Origin of the sequence: Larkinella fluvii (assembly GCF_051857545.1) — a bacterium.
In the GTDB taxonomy this organism is placed as follows: Bacteria; Bacteroidota; Bacteroidia; order Cytophagales; family Spirosomataceae; genus Larkinella.
In genome coordinates this window covers 571801-592238 of record NZ_JBPZHB010000003.1, presented here as the reverse complement: position 1 = coordinate 592238, position 20438 = coordinate 571801, and the positions used below count along the sequence as shown (strand labels likewise).

The following is a 20438-nucleotide window of genomic DNA, read 5'->3' as shown; positions in this document are numbered from 1 at the left end:
CTCACAAGGTTTATTTTTTTTAATACCCCACCGACGTATTATCCGCCCGGGGGTCCGAAGCGCCTTCAAGTGTACCGTCGGGCCGAAGCAAAATGCAGTCCATGCGACCCAGCGAATTGGTCAGTTGTTCGAGTTTATACCCCCGCGCCTGAAGTTTCTGAATCGTTTCCTCCGAAAAAGCGCCATTTTCAAAAAGGGTATTATCGGGCAACCACTGGTGGTGAAACTTCAGGGCGTTCACCGACTGCTGCATCGTCATGCCGTGTTCCAGCACATTCAGGATCGTCTGATACACCGAGGTGATGATCGTGGAGCCGCCCGGCGTCCCTACCACCATGTACAATTTTCCGTCCTGTTCCACAATCGTCGGCGTCATCGACGACAGCATCCGCTTGCCCGGCGCAATGGCATTGGCCTGATTGCCAATCAGTCCGAACATGTTGGGGACGCCCGGTTTCACGCTGAAATCGTCCATTTCGTTGTTCATCAGAAAACCGGCACCGCCCACCACCACGCGGCTGCCGTAGCCCCCGTTGAGGGTAGTCGTGATTGAAACCGCATGGCCTTCCTGATCGACCACCGAAAAGTGGGTGGTTTCCAGACTTTCGTAACCCGGCAACACACCGCCTTTCACGTTTTTGCTGTCCGTTGCTTTGGCAAAGGTAAAATCAGACCAGCGGGTTTTCAAATAGTCTTTATCAACGAGTTGACTGACCGGCACTTTCACAAAATCGGGATCGCCCAGAAACTTGGCCCGGTCGGCATACACCCGACGCTCAGCTTCGATCATCACCTGCACCGTCGAATCGCTGTTCCAGCCCCAGCGACGCAGCGGATACGGTTCCACCAATCGCAACAATTGCAACAACGCCACGCCCCCGCTGGAGGTCGGCGGCATGGTAATGATTTTGTAGTTTCGGAAGGTTCCCACCAATGGATCGCGCCAGACGGCCTGGTAATTTTTCAGATCGTTTTCCGTGATGATGCCGCCCCCCCGTTGCATTTCGGCCACCAGCAACCGGGCGGTTTCACCTTCATAAAAACCGGCACGTCCTTCCTGTTGAATCCGTCGCAGCGTTTGCGCCAGATCCTTCTGAACCAGCACTTCACCGGTTTTCCAATCCGTCGTGTCGGCTTTCATGAAATACCGCTTGTCCGGGTTCACCTGCAAAAACGACTTTTTGGTGCGGTTCAAGCCCAGGGCTTCGCGCTCGGTCAGGGCCACGCCCTTTTCGGCCAGCTCGATGGCGGGTTGCAGCACCTGCGCCCACGTCAGCTTGCCAAACCGCCGGTGCGCTTCCACCATGCCCGCGACCGAACCCGGCACTCCACTTGCCAGATGGCCCGTGATGCTAAGCCGGGGAATGACGTTCCGGGCCGAATCGAGGTACATGTCTTTGTGCGCTTTTTCGGGGCCTTTTTCGCGGAAATCAAGCGTGTAGGCCTGACCGGTTTTGTCCCGAAAAACCATAAAACCGCCCCCGCCAATGTTGCCCGCTCCGGGATAAACAACCGCCAGCGCAAACTGGACCGCCACGGCCGCGTCGACCGCATTGCCACCCGCTTTCAGGATGTCGACACCCACCCGCGAGGCTACCGGGTGTGCCGATGCGACCATTCCATTCCTGCCGGTAACCGCCTGTCGGTCCGAATAATACGGCCCGGATTTACGCTGGGCGGTTGTTTTTTTTTCGTTATCGTACTGATATACACCGGAACTCTGACGAACACCCGGTGTCTTTGAACCCGTTCGGCAGGCACCCAGAACAACCAAAGCCAGAATTATGGTATTATTGATAGATAGAATTTTCTTTTTCATAATTCGGGAATTCGTAAACCACTAAACTACAAAAACTAACCAAACATCCGCCGAAATGACCTTCGCCTTCAAATCGTTTGGTAGATTCCGACTGGTCTGATACCTTTAGTCTCCTGTAAACCGTCAATCCCTTGAAATTCATCCGTCAGACGTACGAAAGCTTCCGGTTCGCGTGGCAGGCCCTGCGCTCGAACCTACTCAGGACCACGCTCTCGCTGCTGGGCGTGACCATCGGCATTTTCGCCATCATTGCGGTTTTTACCATTGTGGATTCGCTCGAACGGAATATCAAGGATAGTCTGTCGGGCATTGGCGATAAGGTGCTGTACGTTCAGAAATGGCCCTGGGTCTTCGACGGCAATTTTCAGTGGTGGAAGTATTTCCAACGCCCGGAGCCATCGATCAACGAATTCAAATTTCTGTCCGACCGGCTGGAAAACGCCCAGGCCGTGGTGGCGATGGATTTCAAAGGCCAGGTGACGGTCAAAAACGGCAACAACAGCATCCAGGCGCTGATTCAGGGAACAACGATGGATTACAACAAGATTTCGGAGGTGCCGGTTGAACAGGGACGGTATTTTTCCCAGCAGGAAATCGATGCCGCCCGCAACGTGGCCATTGTGGGTGCCGACGTTGCCGAAACCCTGTTTCCAAGCCAGATTCCCGTCGGTAAAGAATTCAAACTGAACGGATTGAAATACGTCGTCATTGGCGTTCAGGAACGAAAAGGCGAAAGCCTGGTCAACTTCGGTGGAAACCCCGACAACAAGTGCATAATTCCGATTGGCGCGTTTGCCAAGATGTACCATTCCATCAATCCGAGCATCGACATTGCCGTGAAAGGATTTGACCAGGATGAAGGACTCCTCGAACTGGAAAGTGAAATTCGGGGCCTGATGCGAGCCCGGCGCGGACTGAAACCGTTGCAGGAAGATAACTTTTCGCTCAACCGACCCGACGCAGCCGCCAAAGCCATTTCCAGTCTGTTTGCCGTTCTGACGGTGGCCGGGTGGGTCATTGGCAGTTTTTCGATCCTGGTGGGCGGGTTCGGCATCGCCAACATCATGTTCGTGTCGGTCAAAGAACGCACCAATCTCATCGGCATTCAGAAATCGCTGGGGGCTAAAAACTACTTTATTTTGTTTCAATTCATGTTTGAAGCCGTTTTTTTAAGTTTAATTGGCGGCAGCGTCGGCATTTTGCTCGTTTATTTGTTGTCATTTATGAAACTGGGCAGTCTGGTGATTATCCTGTCGCCGGCCAACATCATGCTGGGGCTGGGCGTATCGAGTATCATTGGTACCCTTTCCGGTATTTTGCCGGCCCTGGTGGCCGCCCGGATGGACCCCGTCATTGCCATCCGGTCCAAATAGCCGGATTGCAATTACCGCCCAAAAATTATTCATTTGTATGCATAACGTATCAAACCTAAGCATTATTCAATGAGACGCATTCTGATTCCCCTGGTTTTTCTACTTCTTGTATTTGGCATATTTTATTACCTGACCGCCTGGAGTTACAGCGACGGCGAGCGGGCCGGAACCATTTCCAAATACAGCCGTCGGGGGTATGTTTTCAAGACCTGGGAAGGCGTTTTGAACGTCGGCGGTTTTTCGGGTGAAACCGGTTCGCTGACTCCACAATACTTCGATTTTTCGGTGAAAGACGATTCCGTGGCCCAGCAGATCAACCAGGCCGTTAAAACCGGTCAACGCGTGACGTTGCATTATGAAGAAAAACTGGTCAAACTCCCCTGGAACGGCGAAACCAAATACTTTGTAACCGGTGTTGAAATCGTAGAACCCCAGTACCGCTATGGTGTGCCCGGCCAACCGGCGTATCCGAATCAACCAGCTCCGTCGACACCGCCACCCGCACAACAAACGCTGCCCGCACCGGTCGATACGTTAGGCAGGGATACTTTGTAGTACCGATGGACCTTAGTCCGTGTTTTGTTTGTTGTTCCAGGGAAAACACGGACTAAATTCCGTGGGTACTTATGCTAAAAACCGTCAGTCTTCAACGCATTTTTCCGGACGCATTACTGGATCAATACCGGCAACAGGGTGATCCGGATGCCGATGCCGTTATCAGTTCGGTGGCAGCTCAACAGGGCCGCGAAAGCGTCGGTTTGCTGATGCGCTGGCTCAGTAATACCGCCGACTTCGACGGTCTTGACCAGCCCCCGGCTGTTCAAGCCTTTATGACAACCCAGGCCCACCTCCCCGACTGGGCCGACCGCCGGAAGATGGACCTTGCCATGCGGTTTTTCAAAAAAAACGAAGTCGCCGTGGGTTTGACCCTGGGGTGTTATTCCCTGCCCTATTGCTATGCCGGAGCCGACGGCGCGCGGGTGCTCTGGCTCTCGCAGCGGATTCACAACGACACCCGGAAGCGGCTGGAAGAAACCGGCGAATGGGTGTTCGGAATCATGAAGCCGCGCGACTGGGAGACGGGGAAGGCCCTTCGCCGAACCCTGAAAATCCGTCTGCTGCACGCGTCGATCCGCTGGTTTACGCTGCACGGCGGGCAATGGGATCTGGCCTGGGGCTATCCGATCAATCAGGAAGACATGGCGGCTACCAATCTGGCCTTCTCGTATATTGTGATTCGGGGATTGCGAAAAGCCGGTATTCCGATGACGCCCGAAGAAGAAGACGCCTACCTGCACCAGATCAATGTGGCTGGTTCGCTGCTGGGCGTTGCGGACGAGCTGTTACCCCGGAACCTGCGCGAAGCCTTTCACCTCGAACGCACGATTGCCCGGCGGCAATTTCGGAATTCGGAGCAGGGAACCGGCCTGACGCGGTCGCTGCTTCAGGCTCTCGAAAATCTGGCGCCCACCGCCCTGCGGAACCTCCCGGCAGCCCAAATGCGTTTCTTCCTCGGCGACGAACTGGCCGATTTGCTGAACCTTCCGGCGGTGCCGCTGGAGAAACGGCTGGTCGGGCTGGCGACATCACTGCCCATTTTTCCCAAATTATTGAATTCCAGTCTCTGATAAACCCTGATTTCCTCTGAGAAATAACTCATTGTTAATCAGAGATTATCAGAGAACATCAGAGGTTATCAGAGATTATAAATGACTATTTTACAACAGGAACCGATTGCGGCTCTGGCGACGGCGCCGGGCATAGGTGCCATTGCCGTTATTCGGGTATCGGGCGACAACGCCATTGCGCTGACCAGCCGGATTTTTCGCGGCAAAGATCTCAACCAGCAACCTTCCCATACCGTTCATTTCGGCACCATCCGGGATCAGCAAAACGCGATCATCGACGAGGTGCTGGTGACTATTTTTCGCAGTCCGTCCTCGTTTACGAAGGAAGATGTAGTCGAAATTTCGTGCCACGGTTCAGAGTATGTGATCCGGCAAATTCTGCGGCTGTTGTTGAAAGAAGGCGTTCGGATGGCGCAGCCGGGAGAATTTACGCAACGGGCTTTTCTGAACGGCCAGTTTGATCTGGTGCAGGCCGAAGCCGTCGCCGACCTCATTGCCGCCGACTCCGAAGCCACCCACCGGGCGGCCCTGACCCAACTCCGGGGCGGTTTTTCGAAACAGCTCAAGGCACTCCGCCAGCAACTGATCGAGTTTGCAGCCCTGATCGAGCTGGAACTGGATTTTGGCGAAGAAGATGTTGAATTTGCCCAACGCGACGATCTGCGGAAGCTCGTGTATGCCATTCAGCGCGTGCTGCGGCCACTGATCGACTCGTTTTCGGTCGGTAATGCCATCAAAAACGGCGTGGCGACGGTGATTGCCGGCAAGCCGAATGCCGGCAAATCGACCCTGCTGAATGCGCTGCTGAACGAGGAAAAAGCCATCGTTTCCGACATTCCCGGCACCACACGGGATGTAATCGAGGATGAGTTATTTCTCGACGGCATTCGCTTCCGGCTCATCGACACCGCCGGACTCCGCGAAGCCACCGACACCATCGAGGCCATTGGCGTGGAACGCACCCGGCAGCAACTGGACAAAGCCGCCATCATCGTCTACCTATTCAACGCGGCCGAAACCACGCTGGCCGAAATTGCCGAAATTGAAGCGGATTTGAAAAACCGGACGGTGCCGTATCTGCTCGTTGCCAACAAGATGGATAAGCTGGCGGACACCGAAATCAGCCAATGGCGGGATTCGTTCGGGCCGGAACTGGTGCCGATTCAGGCCAATACCGGCAAAAATCTGGACCAGATGACGCAACGCCTGGTGGGTTTCGTGAAAACGAACGCCATTCCCGGCAGCACCGTCGTCACGAATCTGCGCCACTACGAACACCTGACCCAAACCGACGCGGCCCTCATCCGCGTCCTCGATGGCCTGGATGACGGAACGACCCAGGACTGGATCGCCATCGAACTCCGCGATGCCCTGCACCACCTGGGCGAGTTGACGGGGGAGATTACTACAGACGACTTGCTGGCGACGATTTTCAGTAAATTTTGTATCGGGAAGTAACCCTTTTCACGTACACACCAAGCGTTAGCGTCTTCCCGTCCGTTTTCTTAATTAAAAACCGGCCTGATAAACCTATGCCATTTTTTGCGACCCGAGTCGAAAAAAAAAGTTTTTTTCGGCTCGGGTTCCCTCGTGAGGGCCGGGATATAGTCGGGGGCGGCACTTTGAACCGAGCGGTTCGCAATCTATTCTCCAGGTTGCCTATCGTAAAAAAGCTCAAATTGTATCTCAAAATAGTTCTATCTACCACTACAGGTGGGTTTCCTAAAAAAAGGCCTTGTTCAAGCTATCTTTTAGGCTACGGATTGAAGACCAATCGGGTTGAATAAGCCCATAGCGCGGCTATTCATAAGGCGCCAAATTCAGAAAATACAATTTATCCGCGAAGGGGTTATGAAAAAAAGGGTAAAAGTATTATTTAAAAATACGCTAATGATTAATCTAGGGCAGTAGACTATCTTTTCAAATTAAATTTTTAAATTAATTGTCAGACGAAAAATAATTCTATTCATAGATGCAGTGGCAAAATTTTTGCTATTAATTAAATGCGTTTAACCGTCTATTTATTTAAAAATTTAAATCTATTTAATTTAAAAATTTTAGAATATACCGTATAATAAATAGACAAAGAAAACCGTATTTAAAACTTGACATTTATGAAAAAACAGTTTAAAGTTGCGCATACAAATTCTCTGTCTTTCCTTATTGTGAAGCACATTATGAAAAAAAATAGCTTTTTTAAGACGAGTAACTAGTCCTGGCCCAAACCTCCATAGCCAGGTATTCCCAAACAATGCTTTTGCTACATTCCCTCCAGGGTGGGCAAATTAACCGTCAAAAAACCAGCATTCACCTCCAAATGCTGCTGTGATTGCAAAAACAAAGGGTTACCCACTTAGATGTCAGAGTTGGAAACGGCCGGATTAAGCGACCATCACTTTCGCATGCTTAATTCTGTAACTCGCATTTAATCTTCAATCATCCTGCTGTCAAGAATACAAACGCGAGCTACCTCCAGGCTTTACGCGCTATTCTTGTCTGGTTTTCGATCCGATAACCAGAATTGATTTCCTCTACAATCAATCACCAGGAAAAGGTAATAATGATTTTATGTAACATGTACTTACTGCAATTTTTCGTCATGAAATTCAAAAAATAAGAATTTCTACCGGGGAAAAGTATGCCTGTTAAGCTACAGAACCGGACAGCTAATTTTTATAAAAAATAGCTGTGAGTGATGCACATGTCCCTAAAGTAAAAGTTTTATTTAAAAATCCATCCATTTAAAAACAATTCGCTATGACTCCACATTACTGCTTAACTGGGCGAATTAAAAACCGGCTATCCCGACAGCGGTACCGTCTGATGAGTTTGCTGGCCGTAATGGGTATGCTGGTCAGTATACCTCCCGCGTATGCGCAATCGTGCTATGCCCCCATTTCCGGAACGACGGTGCAGGTGGGCGGGGTGATCAGTGCAACGGTTTGCGCAGGCCCGCTTTGCCTGGGAACGGGCACCTATAACGAATTGCAAAAAATAACCGATAACAGCCTCGAAACCTTTGCCAATATCAATACGACCATTGCGGCTCAGATTGCGCAGGGGATTTCGGTGAAGAGAACCAGTGGTACCTATACCGGCGAAAATGTGGTCGGTTTTATTCTATCGCGCAGTGCGCTGGTCGATGTGTCGGTTCTGAGCAGCGTGACCATCCGAACCTACCTGAACGGTAATCCCGTTTCGGCGGCACAACCCATCAGTTCGCTGGTGTCGGGCTCCGCGCTGGGCAGTGTGGAGAAAATGTATGCAACGTTCACGACGAACCAGGAATTTGACGAAGTTCGTTTGAATACCAGTCTGTTGAGTGCCGAAGTGTTCAGCAATCTTCGCATTTTTGCCGCAGTAGCCTTCCCGACCAGTTGCTCAACGCCGGTCGCTGCAACTGCTTGCAATGATTACATCAGTGGTTTAGGCACGGATGCTACCTACTACGGTTCGGTCACCTGTGCCGCCTGTTCGCTGACCGACCGGGCCAATCTGATCGATGGAAACAATGCCAATTATGCCGTCTTGACTCCTACGGCTGGTGTTGCATCCGAAATTTCGGTCAGCGTTATCGACACGAAAAAGAAATACAAGGCCGGTGATCGGGCTGGTTTCGTCATTGCTAAAAACCAGGTCAATGCTTTGCTGGCGTTGAATGCCCTGAGCACCATTACGATTGAAACCTACTTGTTTGGAACCCTCCAGGAGGCTAAATCACCCGGCGACCCTACGAATGTGGTGGGCTTATCGTTGCTAGCGGGTAGTAACACGATTCCGAAACAAAAGCTGGGCTTCACAACGACGAAGGATTTTAACGAGGTTCGTATCCGCATCAACTCGCTGGTGACGGCCAACGTCGGTGCAATCCGGCTCTACGGGGCTTTTGTGGAGGCCACAACCTGCACGAATTGTGAAACGCTTCTGAACAACGCCGGTACGGGCAAATACAATGGGGCCATTGTTACCGGCTCTCAATCACTTGGGTTACCCTGGACGGGTGTACACGGGCTTGGTTTACACGCGCTCACGAATAGTGGAAATGCGGTTACATCAACGCCAACCGACGACTTTGCTACGTATACATCCGTCGTGGGTGTATTAGGGGCCGGTCTGCAGTTTACCATTGAAAATGATGGAACAGACTTTACCGCCAACACGACGTTTGCCGGGTTTCATATTTCCAAAACCGGCTCGCTCATTGCTTTAGGGCTCCTGGACGCTATCACCATAAAAGTCTATAATGGAACGACGTTGGTGGATGAGTCTACTTCCGCTAGTTTGCTGGGGGCGTCGGTTATTTCCGGTACAACCACCCGATCAGTAGTAGGCTTTTATCCGGACGCAGCATTTGACCGGATTCAGCTGATTGTCAATGAAGGTTTGCTCAGTGCCGATCTGGCAGGTGATTATTTAATTTACGATGCTTTTGTCATCGAAGATGCCGATGGGGATGGCGTTCCCGATTGTCAAGATGTCTGCGGCACCGGAACCGGCAATGATCTCCTCGATTTCGACGGCGACGGCATTCCCGACACCTGCGATCCGGATGATGACAACGACGGCATTCCCGACACGGTGGAAAATCCGGCAGGCGATCCGAACCGGGATACGGATGGTGACAGTAATCCAGACCTCCGGGATCTGGACAGCGATAACGACGGCATCCCGGATTCCGTTGAAAAAGGTCCGGATGGCAACAATCCCTCCAATACGGACGGTACGGACGTTTCCGACTACCGCGATCCCGACAGCGACAACGACGGCATTCCCGACTCGGTGGAAGCGGGTCCCAACGGCGATACGCCCCGTAACACGGACGGCGATGCCCTGCCCGATTACCTCGATCTGGACAGTGACAACGACGGCATTCTGGATACCGTTGAGAAAGGCTCCGACGGCAACAACCCGGCCAACAGCGATACCAATACTGGCAGCAACCCCGACGGACGACCGGATTACATCGACCTGGATGCTGATAACGACGGCATCAACGACGTGGTGGAAGGCAATGGCACCGATGCCGACAACAATGGCATTGCCGACGGCACGCCGGGCGCAACGGGCATTCCGGCTTCGGCAGGCAGCGGTCTGACTCCGCCCAATACTGATGGCGACGCCAAACCAGACTTCCAGGACGTTGACAGCGATGGGGATGGAATACCGGATCTCTACGAAAGCGGCATTCCGAGTCCGGGTACGCTCGATACCAACAAAGACGGTATTATCGACAATGCCTCCGAAACGGATAACGACGGTGTTCCAACGTCGGTTGATGGGGCAACCGGTAGCTACGGCGATGCCAACAGTCCGACCCTGCCAAACACGGACGGCGATGCCAATCCCAACTACCGCGATCTGGACAGTGATAACGACGGCATTCTGGATTCGGTGGAACGTGGGGCAGATGGGACAAACCCCACCAACAGCGACACCAACTCGGGCGGCACCAGCGATGGCAAACCGAATTACATCGACCTGGATTCGGACAACGACGGCATCAACGATGTGATCGAAAGCGGTGGCACCGATGCCGACAACAACGGCATTGCCGACGGCGCACCGGGTTCAACGGGCATTCCGGCTTCGGCAGGCAACGGTCTGACTCCGCCCGATGCGGACAATGACGGCACCCCCAACTACCTGGATCTGGACAGTGATAATGACGGCATTAAGGATCTCTACGAAAGCGGTATTCCGAACCCGGCCACGATAGATACCAACGGCGATGGGATTATCGATAATGCCGATGAACCGGATAACGACGGTATTCCGCAGTCGGTCGATGGGGCGCAGAATGCGTACGGCGATGCCAGCAGCCCCACATTGCCCGATGGAGATACGGACAACAACCCGGATTATACGGACCCGAACGTGGATTTGACCCCGACGAATTTGATGCCGAATGCCGGCTTCACGGCCGTTGGCCAGTCGCGCAGTCTGACCATCACGATACGGAACATTCCGGCCAACTCGGTTTCCAACGGAACGATTACGGTGACGGTGACCAAACCAACCCAGTATATGACGGTTGCCTTCTCAGGCTCTGCCGGTGATGAATGGACGCTCACCGATTCGGGAAGCTTCTTCAGGCTGGTATCAAAACCGGGTGTTACCATCGCAGGGTTAGCGGCCAATGCGAAAAGCATCGGGCTGACGCTCACCCTGACCGCAGGAGCCAACTCGGGAGCCAGCCTGATCAATACCCGCATCCAGAGCGGGTCGGGCGGTGAGGTCAATAACGAAAACAATACCGCGGTTACAGCCGTCAACATTACCTTCTAAATTCAACAAGTCTGGGGGCTGACCCCCAGACTTTCATCTCTTCCACGAAACCAACAAAAATTCCATGAAAAAGCAACTACTTATCGCGTTCATCTTCCTGGCCCTTATCCAGCTTTCGCACCAGAGCCAGGCCCAGGTGGTTGACGTTTATGCAACCCCAACGGATGTTATCTCCGATGACAATACGTCAACCTTTGCCGGTCCCAACCATCCCGGGGTGGTGCGGGTGACGGTGGGCAACAACAACCCCGCTCCGATCCCGGCGGGGCAAATGTCGGTTGTTATAACGCTCAATCAGTATGTCAACTACGTGTCGGCTTCGTCCATCCCCGGTTTTGAAGTGGTTCCCGGTAACACCAGCACGACCAGCGTATATTTGATCAACAACATTCCCATTACGGAAGCGGGTTCGCCTATTGTTTTGGAGATCAACGTTCTAGCGGTACAAACCGTTGGCACAACGACCATTACCTCCACGGCTTCGCTGGTGGAACCGACCGATCTGTCAGAAAACATCACGGCCAACAACACCAGCAACCGGGAAACGTCCGTTGGCACCTCGGCCCTGCCCGTCACCCTGTCATCTTTCAACGTGAAAGCCGTCAACCAACACGCGGTTCTGGAATGGACTACGTCATCCGAGAAAAACAACGCGTTTTTCGAAGTGCAGCATTCGACCAATGCCCGCGATTTTGAGGTACTGGGGAAGGTAAACGGCCACGGAACGACGTATCAAACCCAGCATTACCGCTTTACGCAGGAATATCCCGATCCGGCAGTGGTTCACTATTACCGCTTGCGGCAGGTGGATACAGACGGGAAATACGAATTCAGCTTCCTGCGCTCCCTGACGTTTGAGGGCTACGTGGGCATCGAACTGAAACTGTCGACCAACCCGGTTACCAACGGCACCATCAAAGTGTATGTCGATTATGGCGACGAAAATCTCTCCCGGGAAGCGAAGCTGGTTCTGGTTGACAACATGGGCCGAACCGTCGGCAAACAATCGATTTTGCTGGAAAAAGGGCGGAATACCGTACAATTTCAGGGCGTGTCACTGCACAGTGGTCTGTACGTGATCTCGCTGCAAAACCCGTCGCTGGTGCAGCCGAAATTCGTCAAAGTGGCGGTTCAGTAACCGGCTGAACAAACTGATCTGAAAACACGGACTTATTCGTTACCGCCGTCTTGAAAACCGCGGTACCTGGCTCTGTATTGCCAATCATCTGAGTCGATAATCCCTCATCCTAGATTATAAAGTGATGATAGAGCACTATTTAAAAATCCATTCAAACCGCATTGTCTCCAGCTATTTCGTGCTGCTGGCCGATGTTTGTCTCTCCATCGGTTCGTTCGCGATCGCCTTTTTGTTGCGGTTTAATTTCGAAGTAACGGCCATTTATGCGGATTACTTCCTGTTTTGTCTGGGTCTCACGGTCGGAATCCGGTCTCTGTTTTTCGTGCTGTTTCGCTCCCACCAGGGCATTATCCGCCACACCAGCCTGGAAGACATTCTGCTGCTGCTGTATGCGGTTACCGCCGGGAGCACGCTTACGGCCTTCGGAACCTATTTCGGCTGGCAAGCGGGTTACCTCGTATATTACGTACCGGTATCGATTCTGATGATCGATTATTGTTGCTGCCTCGTAGCCTTGTCGCTGAGCCGGTTTCTGGTCAAAGCGTTTTACTGGCATTTGCGATCGATTACGCGGGGCACGCCACCCCAGCCGATTTTGATCTACGGAGCCGGAAAAACCGGTTTGCTCACCCGCAACGCGCTGGCGCAGGACCCCACGCAACGGTATACGGTTCTGGCTTTCATCGACGATAATCCGTACAAAATCAACAAAGTCATTCAGGGTTTGCCGGTCGTTTCGAGGCAGGAAGCTTACAAACGCTATATTCGGAAACAAACGATTCCGCCCCAGATTCTGCTGGCGATGGGGGCCATCAGTCCGAAGAAAAAAGCAGAAATCACCGATTTTTTCCTGCAATACCACGTCTCGGTCAAAACCATTCCCACGGTTGAACAATGGATAGACGGCCGGCTAAACGCGTTCCAGATCCGCGACATCCGAATCGAGGATCTCCTCGGTCGCTCACCCATCCAACTGGAAAACAAGGCCATCCGCGAACAACTCAGCGATCAGGTCGTAATGGTGACGGGGGCCGCCGGTTCAATTGGTGCCGAACTCATCCGGCAGGTGTTGCGCCACCGTCCACACACGGTTGTGCTGGTCGATCAGGCCGAATCAGCCCTCTTCGATCTGGAATTCAAGCTTCGCCGGGAATACCAGGCGATGGCGAGCGAGGTCAATGTGATCGTGAAAATTGCGGACATCTCCGACGAGTTTCGGATGCGCCATATTTTCCGGGAAACCCGCCCGACGATTGTCTTTCATGCTGCGGCTTACAAACACGTTCCGCTCATGGAAGAACACCCTTACGAAGCCGTGCGGGTGAACGTGCTGGGTACGCAGATTGTCGCGGATCTGTCGCTGAAATTCGGCGTCCGCACGTTCGTCATGATTTCGACCGACAAAGCCGTCAACCCCACCAATGTCATGGGAGCCACCAAACGGCTGGCCGAAATGTATGTCCAGAGCCTGAACCATCCCGACAAAGCCCTGCGTCGCACCCGGTTTATTGCCACCCGGTTTGGTAACGTGCTGGGCTCCAACGGTTCGGTGGTGACGGTTTTTCAACAGCAAATCCAGTCGGGCGGCCCCGTAACGGTTACCCACCCCGACATCATCCGGTATTTCATGACCATTCCGGAAGCCTGCCAGTTGGTGCTCGAAGCGGGTGGCATGGGCAAAGGCGGAGAAGTGTTCGTGTTCGACATGGGCGATCCGGTGAAGATCGTGGAACTGGCCCGCAAGATGATTCACCTGTCCGGTTATGCCGTAGACAAAGACATCAAAATTGTTTTCACGGGTTTGCGACCGGGCGAAAAGCTGTTTGAAGAACTCCTCAATGACAACGAAAGCACGCTGCCGACTCACCACCCCAAAATTATGATTGCGCAGGTGGTCATTCCCGACGCGGACGAAATGAAAGCGACGCTCGACCAATTGCGGCATCTGATGCTTAACGGCAGTGATCACCAATTGGTGGGAACCCTGAAACGTCTGATTCCCGAATACATCAGTAACAATTCCGTTTTTACGGCCCTGGATTACTGAAAACCGGGCCAAAGTGTAGTGATGAAATACTATTTAACGCTAAAACCAGGAAAGTTATGTACAGGATCTTATTAGTAGACGACCACTCCATTGTCCGTTCAGGCATCCGTTTGTTGTTGAAAGAACAGTATGGCGCCATCCAGATTGACGAAGCCAAAAACGGCAGTTCGGCTTTCGGCAAGATTATGGATACCACCTACCATCTGGTGATTATGGACATCAACATGCCCAACACGGACACCTTTAGTTTACTCCAGAATATTCGGGCGATGGCACCGGACTTGCCGATTATGATCTTCACCATCATGACCGAATACGCGTTCGCCAAGCGGTATCTGCAACTAGGCGTTAAGGGATACATCAGCAAGCAGGCCGAGGACCCGGAAATCCGGAAAGCCGTTCACGCCATCCTGTGCGGAAAACCGTGTGTATGTCCCGACTTATTGGAAAAAATGCAGGATGATAACCACTTCAGAAAAGAACTGGACCCGTTCGATGCGTTGTCGAACCGGGAACTGGAAATCGCTTTTCACCTGGTGAGGGGCAAATCCGTCAGCCACATTGCCGATACACTCAACATTCACACGTCGACCGTCGGCACGCACAAAGCCCGGATTTTCGACAAGCTCAAGGTCGACAACATCCTGGTTATGAAGGACCTGGCAGCGCATTACCGACTGATTTAATCCTAGCGTTGAATAAATAGCCGATTGGGAGTGGACACCGTGTGAAACGTTCTCGTTTCCCGGCCACTTCCAATTTCTTCAACCATCGCTCCAGGCAATCGTTTATCGGACGATCCGGTATCGCTGCTGAATTCGCTGGCGAATACAGGTGCCGACGGCATACGAGAAACTGAGCAGCCCAACGGTCCAGACCAGCCCCCAAACGCTCAGATACGCCCATTTTCCGGTACTGACGGTGGTTAGTAGAGCCATCATCATCAGGACCATTCCGACGGTCATCAGCAGGGCCGTACGCAGGGAATTCCGGTATTCCTGCCGCAAATCATACGCGCCGTATGCTTTGTTGCGAAACTGAAACACAATATCGTCCAGATCCGCTTTCCGAAGCTGTTCCTCGTTCATGGTCAGCTCGATCTGGTAGGTTTTGCGCAAATGTTTTACAGCTTTGGCGTTTGCTTCGAGCTGCACTTTTTCCAGGGCGGTTTCAAACGGCAGACCAATCCACATGTAATGCTCGACCTCACAAGCCAGGTGATCGAGGAGTTCTTCAAACAGCGCTTCGTCGGTGCCGTTCCAGACCAGATGGCGGTATAGGATTTCTACTTGTTGCGGGTTGAGCTTTTCCATAGGACTATCGGGTTTAGCGGCTGATCGGTTCGGATTTTAGTGGCCCAGCGACAAGGCTGGCACCGGTTGTAAAAGGGCTTTCATTACTTCAACAAATCGCTCGAAATCAGAGACTTTCTGGTGGGCCATTTCGTTGCCACTGGGGGTGAGTGTGTAGTATTTGCGCAACCGCCCGTCCACTTCCACCGACTCCGTAATCAGTAATCCTTCCTGTTGCAATTTGTGCAAAACCGGGTATAACGCCCCGAACGTCAGAATAACTTCCCCCTGCGTCCGCTCTTTGACCGACTGCGTGATTTCGTATCCGTACATCCGGCCCCGTTCGGTCAGCAGTTTCAACACGATTGTCTTCAGGGTTCCCCGCAAAAATTCATTGCCTGATGGTTCCATGCTGTGCAGAAATAGAATGTTAATTTATTTGTATGAAGTAAATATATAAAAGATTCCAATATATAAACAAAATCTTTCCCGGATTTTTTTTCAAATCCTCCACGCAACAGAACCCGCCCTAAAGGGGCACCCTCATTACCCCCGGACGTCGTCCGGGGAATACGGGGAGGTCGCCCATCATACCGCCCCAAAGGGGCACCATCATTAACCCCGGACATCGTCCGGGGAATACGGGGAGGTCGCCCGTCACCCCGCCCTAAAGGGGCACCCTCATTACCCCCGGATGTCGTCCGGGGAATACGGGGAGGTCGCCCGTCACCCCCGCCCCAAAGGGACGCCATCATGAGCCCCGGGCATCGTCCGGGGAATACGGGGAGGTCGCCCGTCATCCCGCCCCAACGGGGCATCATCATTAGCCCCGGACATCGTCCGGGGAATACGGGGAAGGGCCAATTGGTCATAACCCTGAAAGGGTTGGATAATTAGATCGATATTCAACCCGTTCAGGGTTGCGAGGACGCGGATATGATCATTAACCCCGGACAATGTCCGGGGTTAATGATGATGCCCCGTTGGGGCGGGGTGACGGGGCGTGGGGGACGCGTTCCTTACGCGTCGTACGACAGAACCGGAGACAGCCAGCGTTCGACTTCATCGAGGGGCATGTTCTTCCGCTGCGCATAATCGAGCACCTGATCCTTGTTGATTTTACCGACTGCAAAATACCGCGACGACGGGTGCGAGAAGTAAAAACCGCTCACCGACGACGCCGGATACATGGCAAAACTCTCGGTGAGTTGGATGTCGATCTGTCCGGCATCCAGCAGTTCAAACAGCGTCGCTTTTTCGGTATGGTCGGGGCAGGCGGGGTAGCCCGGTGCCGGCCGAATGCCCTGGTACTCTTCCTTGATTAAATCTTCGTTCGACAATTTTTCATTCGTCGCATACGGCCAGAATTCCGTCCGAACCCGTTTGTGCATCAATTCAGCGAAAGCTTCGGCTAACCGATCGGCGATGGCCTTGATCATGATGCTGTTGTAATCGTCGTGATCACGCTCGAATTCTTCCACCAGTTTTTCAATGCCAATCCCCGCTGTAACGGCAAAACCGCCGATGTAATCGGTATGGCCCGTCTCCATCGGAGCTACAAAATCCGCCAGGCAGAAGTTGGGCAAACCGGGTGCTTTCTGGTTCTGCTGACGCAGGAAGTGGAGTACGGTTTTGGTATCGTAGATCAGTTCCCCTGCCGATTTGTGCTCGCTACGCTCGGCGATGTGGCTGAGTTTATATTCAATATGCGCGTGCGAACCGTGCCGTTCACAGGGAATCTCGCGGACGATTTCTTCAAAGTCGTGGAGCAGCACATCGTCTTCGGTGGCGTTGGCGGGATAAAAACCAACCACGGCTTTGGCCGTCAGCAGTTTTTCATCGATCACTTTCTGCAAAAGCCGCTTGGCATCTTCAAAAACCTTCTTCGCTTCGACGCCGACCACTTCATCGGTCAGAATCGCCGGGTATTTTCCGTGCAATTCCCAGGTCTGGAAAAACGGCGTCCAGTCGATGAACTCCGCAATTTCTTTCAGGGAATAGTCCTGGAAATAGCGGTTTCCGAGAAACTGCGGTTTGGTCGGTTCAAATTCCGACCAGTCGATAACGGTTTTGTTTTTCCGGGCTACGTCGATCGTCAGGGATTTTTTATCCTGCTTCCGCTTGGCGTGATCGGCGCGGAGTTTGGTATACTCGTCTTTGAATTCGTGGAAAACCAGATCACGCGTACTTTCCTGCTCGCTAATGAGCCGTCCGGCCACCGGCACGCTCCGGCTGGCATCCAGCACGTGCACCACCGGCCCCGAATAATGCGGGTCGATTTTGACGGCGGTGTGAATCCGCGAGGTCGTAGCCCCGCCGATCAGCAGCGGCATCGTAAAACCCTGACGCTCCATTTCTTTCGCCACGCCCACCATCTCATCCAGCGAGGGCGTAATCAAACCGCTCAGGCCGATGATATCGACGTTATGTTTTTTGGCTTCTTCCAGAATTTTCTGGGTCGGCACCATCACGCCCAAATCAATGATTTCGTAGTTATTACAGCCCAAAACCACGCCGACGATGTTTTTTCCAATGTCGTGAACGTCGCCTTTGACGGTCGCCATCAGAATTTTTCCGGCCGCCCGCGCGCCCACCGCTTTGCTGGCTTCGATGAACGGAAACAGATAGGCAACGGCTTTTTTCATGACCCGCGCCGATTTTACCACCTGCGGCAGAAACATCTTACCTTCGCCAAACAGGTCGCCCACCACGTTCATGCCATCCATCAACGGCCCCTCGATCACTTCGATGGGGCGCTCATACAGCAGCCGGGCTTCTTCCGTGTCCTGATCGATGTAATCCGTAATGCCCCGCACCAGCGCGTGTTTCAAGCGTTCCTGAACCGGTTCCTGCCGCCAGCTTTCATCCTGAACAACGACTTTTCCTTTGGCCTTAACGGTTTCGGCAAAATCGACCAGCCGCTCCGTCGCATCCGGACGGCGGTTGAGCAGCACATCTTCGCAGCGTTCGAGGAGGTCTTTCGGAATGTCGTCATAAACGCCCAGATTACCGGCGTTCACAATTCCCATGTCCATCCCGGCTTTGATAGCGTAGTACAGAAAAACCGAGTGCATCGCTTCCCGCACTACCTCGTTGCCCCGGAAGGAGAACGAAATATTGGACACCCCGCCACTGACTTTGGCTAACGGCAGATTTTCCTTGATCCAGCGCGTTGCATTGATAAAATCGACGGCGTAATTATTGTGTTCTTCGATTCCCGTGGCAACGGTCAGGATGTTCGGGTCAAAAATGATGTCCTGCGCCGAAAAGCCGACTTTATCCACCAGAATCCGGTAGGCGCGTTCGCAGATTTCAATCCGCCGTTCGAAATTATCGGCCTGACCGGTTTCGTCGAATGCCATCACCACGGCCGCAGCGCCGTAGCGTTTGACCAGATTGGCACGTTCGATAAACGCTTCCTCGCCTTCTTTCAGCGAAATCGAGTTCACGATGGCTTTGCCCTGCACGCATTTCAAACCGGCTTCGATCACTTCCCACTTCGAGGAGTCGATCATGATCGGCACGCGCGCAATGTCGGGTTCAGCGGCAATGAGGTTCAGGAAGGTCGTCATGACCTCCACCGAATCCAGCATACCTTCGTCCATGTTCACGTCGATCACCTGCGCACCGTTTTCCACCTGCTGACGCGCTACAGACAAGGCCGCATCGTAATCCCCGGCTTTGATCAAACGCGCAAATGCCTTGGAACCCGTTACGTTCGTCCGTTCACCGACGTTGACAAAGTTGGTCAACTCCGTGATTTTCAACGGTTCCAGACCGCTCAGCTTCTGATACGATTCGGCCTGCGGTCTCGGACGGGGCGGGTATTTTGCAATCGCCTGGGCAATGGCCCGAATGTGATCCGGCGTCGAACCGCAGCAACCGCCGACGATGTTGACAAAACCGTCCTGCACAAAGCCCTCGATCTGGGCCGCCATTTCGTCGGGTGACTGATCGTATTCCCCCATTTCGTTGGGCAATCCGGCATTCGGGTAGGCCGACGTAAAAAACGGGGCTTCTTTCGCCAGCGTCTGCACATACGGACGCAGCAGTTCGGCCCCCATCGCGCAGTTCAACCCAATGCTGAGCAACGGCAGATGCGACACCGAATACAGAAACGCTTCCGTCGTCTGGCCCGACAGCGTCCGGCCCGAAGCGTCGGTAATGGTTCCCGAAACCATAATGGGTAACGGTTCCAGTCCTTTGTCCGCAAAATATTTATCCACGGCAAACAACGCGGCTTTGGCGTTGAGCGTATCCGTGATGGTTTCAATCAACAACAAATCTGATCCGCCCTCGACCAATCCGGAAACCTGGGTGTAAAATGCTTCGACCAGTTGATCGAACGTAATGGCGCGGTACCCCGGATTGTTCACATCGGGCGACATGGAGGCCAGCCGCGTGGTTGGTCCCATCGCACCGGCCACAAACCGGGGTTTGTCGGGATTCTGGCGGGTTACTTCCACCGCCACTTCCTTCGCAATTTTCGCCGACTCGTAATTGAGTTCATACACCAGTTCTTCCATATGGTAATCGGCCATCGCCACCCACGTTCCGCTGAAGGTATTGGTTTCGATGATGTCCGATCCGGCTTCGAGATACTGGCGGTGGATTTCCTTGATGATGTCCGGTCTTGTGAGCGACAGCAAATCGTTGTTGCCCTTCAAATCGTGGGGCCAATCGACAAAACGCGTCCCGCGATAATCTTCCTCTTCCAGTTTATACCGTTGAATCATAGTACCCATGGCTCCATCGAGAATCAGGATACGCTGTTGAAGAAGGTCAGTTATTTTTTCCAAGTTCTTGTATTGATTAGGATTACCTACCCGGCAAACCACCGCCCATAGCAGAACGGC

Annotated in this window: 12 protein-coding genes; 8 read left to right on the top strand and 4 right to left on the bottom strand. The window is 53.0% G+C overall.

What is annotated here, in order from left to right; genetic code table 11:
- Window positions 1-19: 19 nt before the first annotated feature.
- Window positions 20-1819: a gamma-glutamyltransferase gene (gene ggt / locus ACS5NO_RS09800; protein ID WP_439414973.1), complete on the bottom strand. Its 1800-nt coding sequence runs from the start codon at window positions 1817-1819 to the stop codon at window positions 20-22.
- Window positions 1820-1950: 131 nt separating this feature from the next.
- Here ggt and ACS5NO_RS09795 point away from each other — a divergent pair, with 131 nt between their 5' ends.
- The 8 genes from ACS5NO_RS09795 (at window position 1951) to ACS5NO_RS09760 (ending at window position 14976) form a co-directional block, all read left to right on the top strand.
- Window positions 1951-3192, top strand: a complete 1242-nt coding sequence (locus ACS5NO_RS09795) for an ABC transporter permease (RefSeq protein WP_138989951.1) — start codon at window positions 1951-1953, stop codon at window positions 3190-3192.
- Window positions 3193-3261: 69 nt separating this feature from the next.
- On the top strand, window positions 3262-3747 hold the full coding sequence (locus ACS5NO_RS09790) for a DUF8785 domain-containing protein (protein ID WP_439414972.1): 486 nt from the start codon (window positions 3262-3264) through the stop codon (window positions 3745-3747).
- Between the two features lie 71 nt (window positions 3748-3818).
- Window positions 3819-4820 carry an oxygenase MpaB family protein gene (locus tag ACS5NO_RS09785; protein ID WP_439414971.1) on the top strand — a complete coding sequence of 334 codons (1002 nt, stop codon included), beginning with the start codon at window positions 3819-3821 and terminating at the stop codon, window positions 4818-4820.
- Window positions 4821-4901: 81 nt separating this feature from the next.
- A complete protein-coding gene (gene mnmE, locus ACS5NO_RS09780; RefSeq protein ID WP_439414970.1) occupies window positions 4902-6278 on the top strand; it encodes a tRNA uridine-5-carboxymethylaminomethyl(34) synthesis GTPase MnmE in 1377 nt (458 codons plus the stop codon).
- 1299 nt (window positions 6279-7577) lie between these two features.
- Window positions 7578-11105: a hypothetical protein gene (locus ACS5NO_RS09775; RefSeq protein ID WP_439414969.1), complete on the top strand. Its 3528-nt coding sequence runs from the start codon at window positions 7578-7580 to the stop codon at window positions 11103-11105.
- A 64-nt stretch (window positions 11106-11169) separates the two neighbouring features.
- Window positions 11170-12243: a hypothetical protein gene (locus tag ACS5NO_RS09770; RefSeq protein ID WP_439414968.1), complete on the top strand. Its 1074-nt coding sequence runs from the start codon at window positions 11170-11172 to the stop codon at window positions 12241-12243.
- A 124-nt stretch (window positions 12244-12367) separates the two neighbouring features.
- Window positions 12368-14290 (top strand): polysaccharide biosynthesis protein, encoded by a 1923-nt coding sequence (locus tag ACS5NO_RS09765; RefSeq protein ID WP_439414967.1) that lies wholly within the window; start codon window positions 12368-12370, stop codon window positions 14288-14290.
- 56 nt (window positions 14291-14346) lie between these two features.
- Window positions 14347-14976, top strand: coding sequence for a response regulator (locus ACS5NO_RS09760; RefSeq protein WP_439414966.1), 630 nt, complete (start codon window positions 14347-14349; stop codon window positions 14974-14976).
- Between the two features lie 102 nt (window positions 14977-15078).
- Here the strand turns inward: ACS5NO_RS09760 and ACS5NO_RS09755 are convergent, their stop codons facing one another.
- From ACS5NO_RS09755 to metH, 3 genes are all read right to left on the bottom strand, one after another.
- On the bottom strand, window positions 15079-15603 hold the full coding sequence (locus ACS5NO_RS09755) for a hypothetical protein (protein ID WP_114405301.1): 525 nt from the start codon (window positions 15601-15603) through the stop codon (window positions 15079-15081).
- Between the two features lie 36 nt (window positions 15604-15639).
- Complete coding sequence (locus ACS5NO_RS09750) at window positions 15640-15993, bottom strand: PadR family transcriptional regulator (RefSeq protein ID WP_114405302.1); 354 nt, start codon at window positions 15991-15993, stop codon at window positions 15640-15642.
- Window positions 15994-16601: 608 nt separating this feature from the next.
- Window positions 16602-20381 (bottom strand): methionine synthase, encoded by a 3780-nt coding sequence (gene metH, locus ACS5NO_RS09745; RefSeq protein WP_439414965.1) that lies wholly within the window; start codon window positions 20379-20381, stop codon window positions 16602-16604.
- Between the last annotated feature and the right edge of the window lie 57 nt (window positions 20382-20438).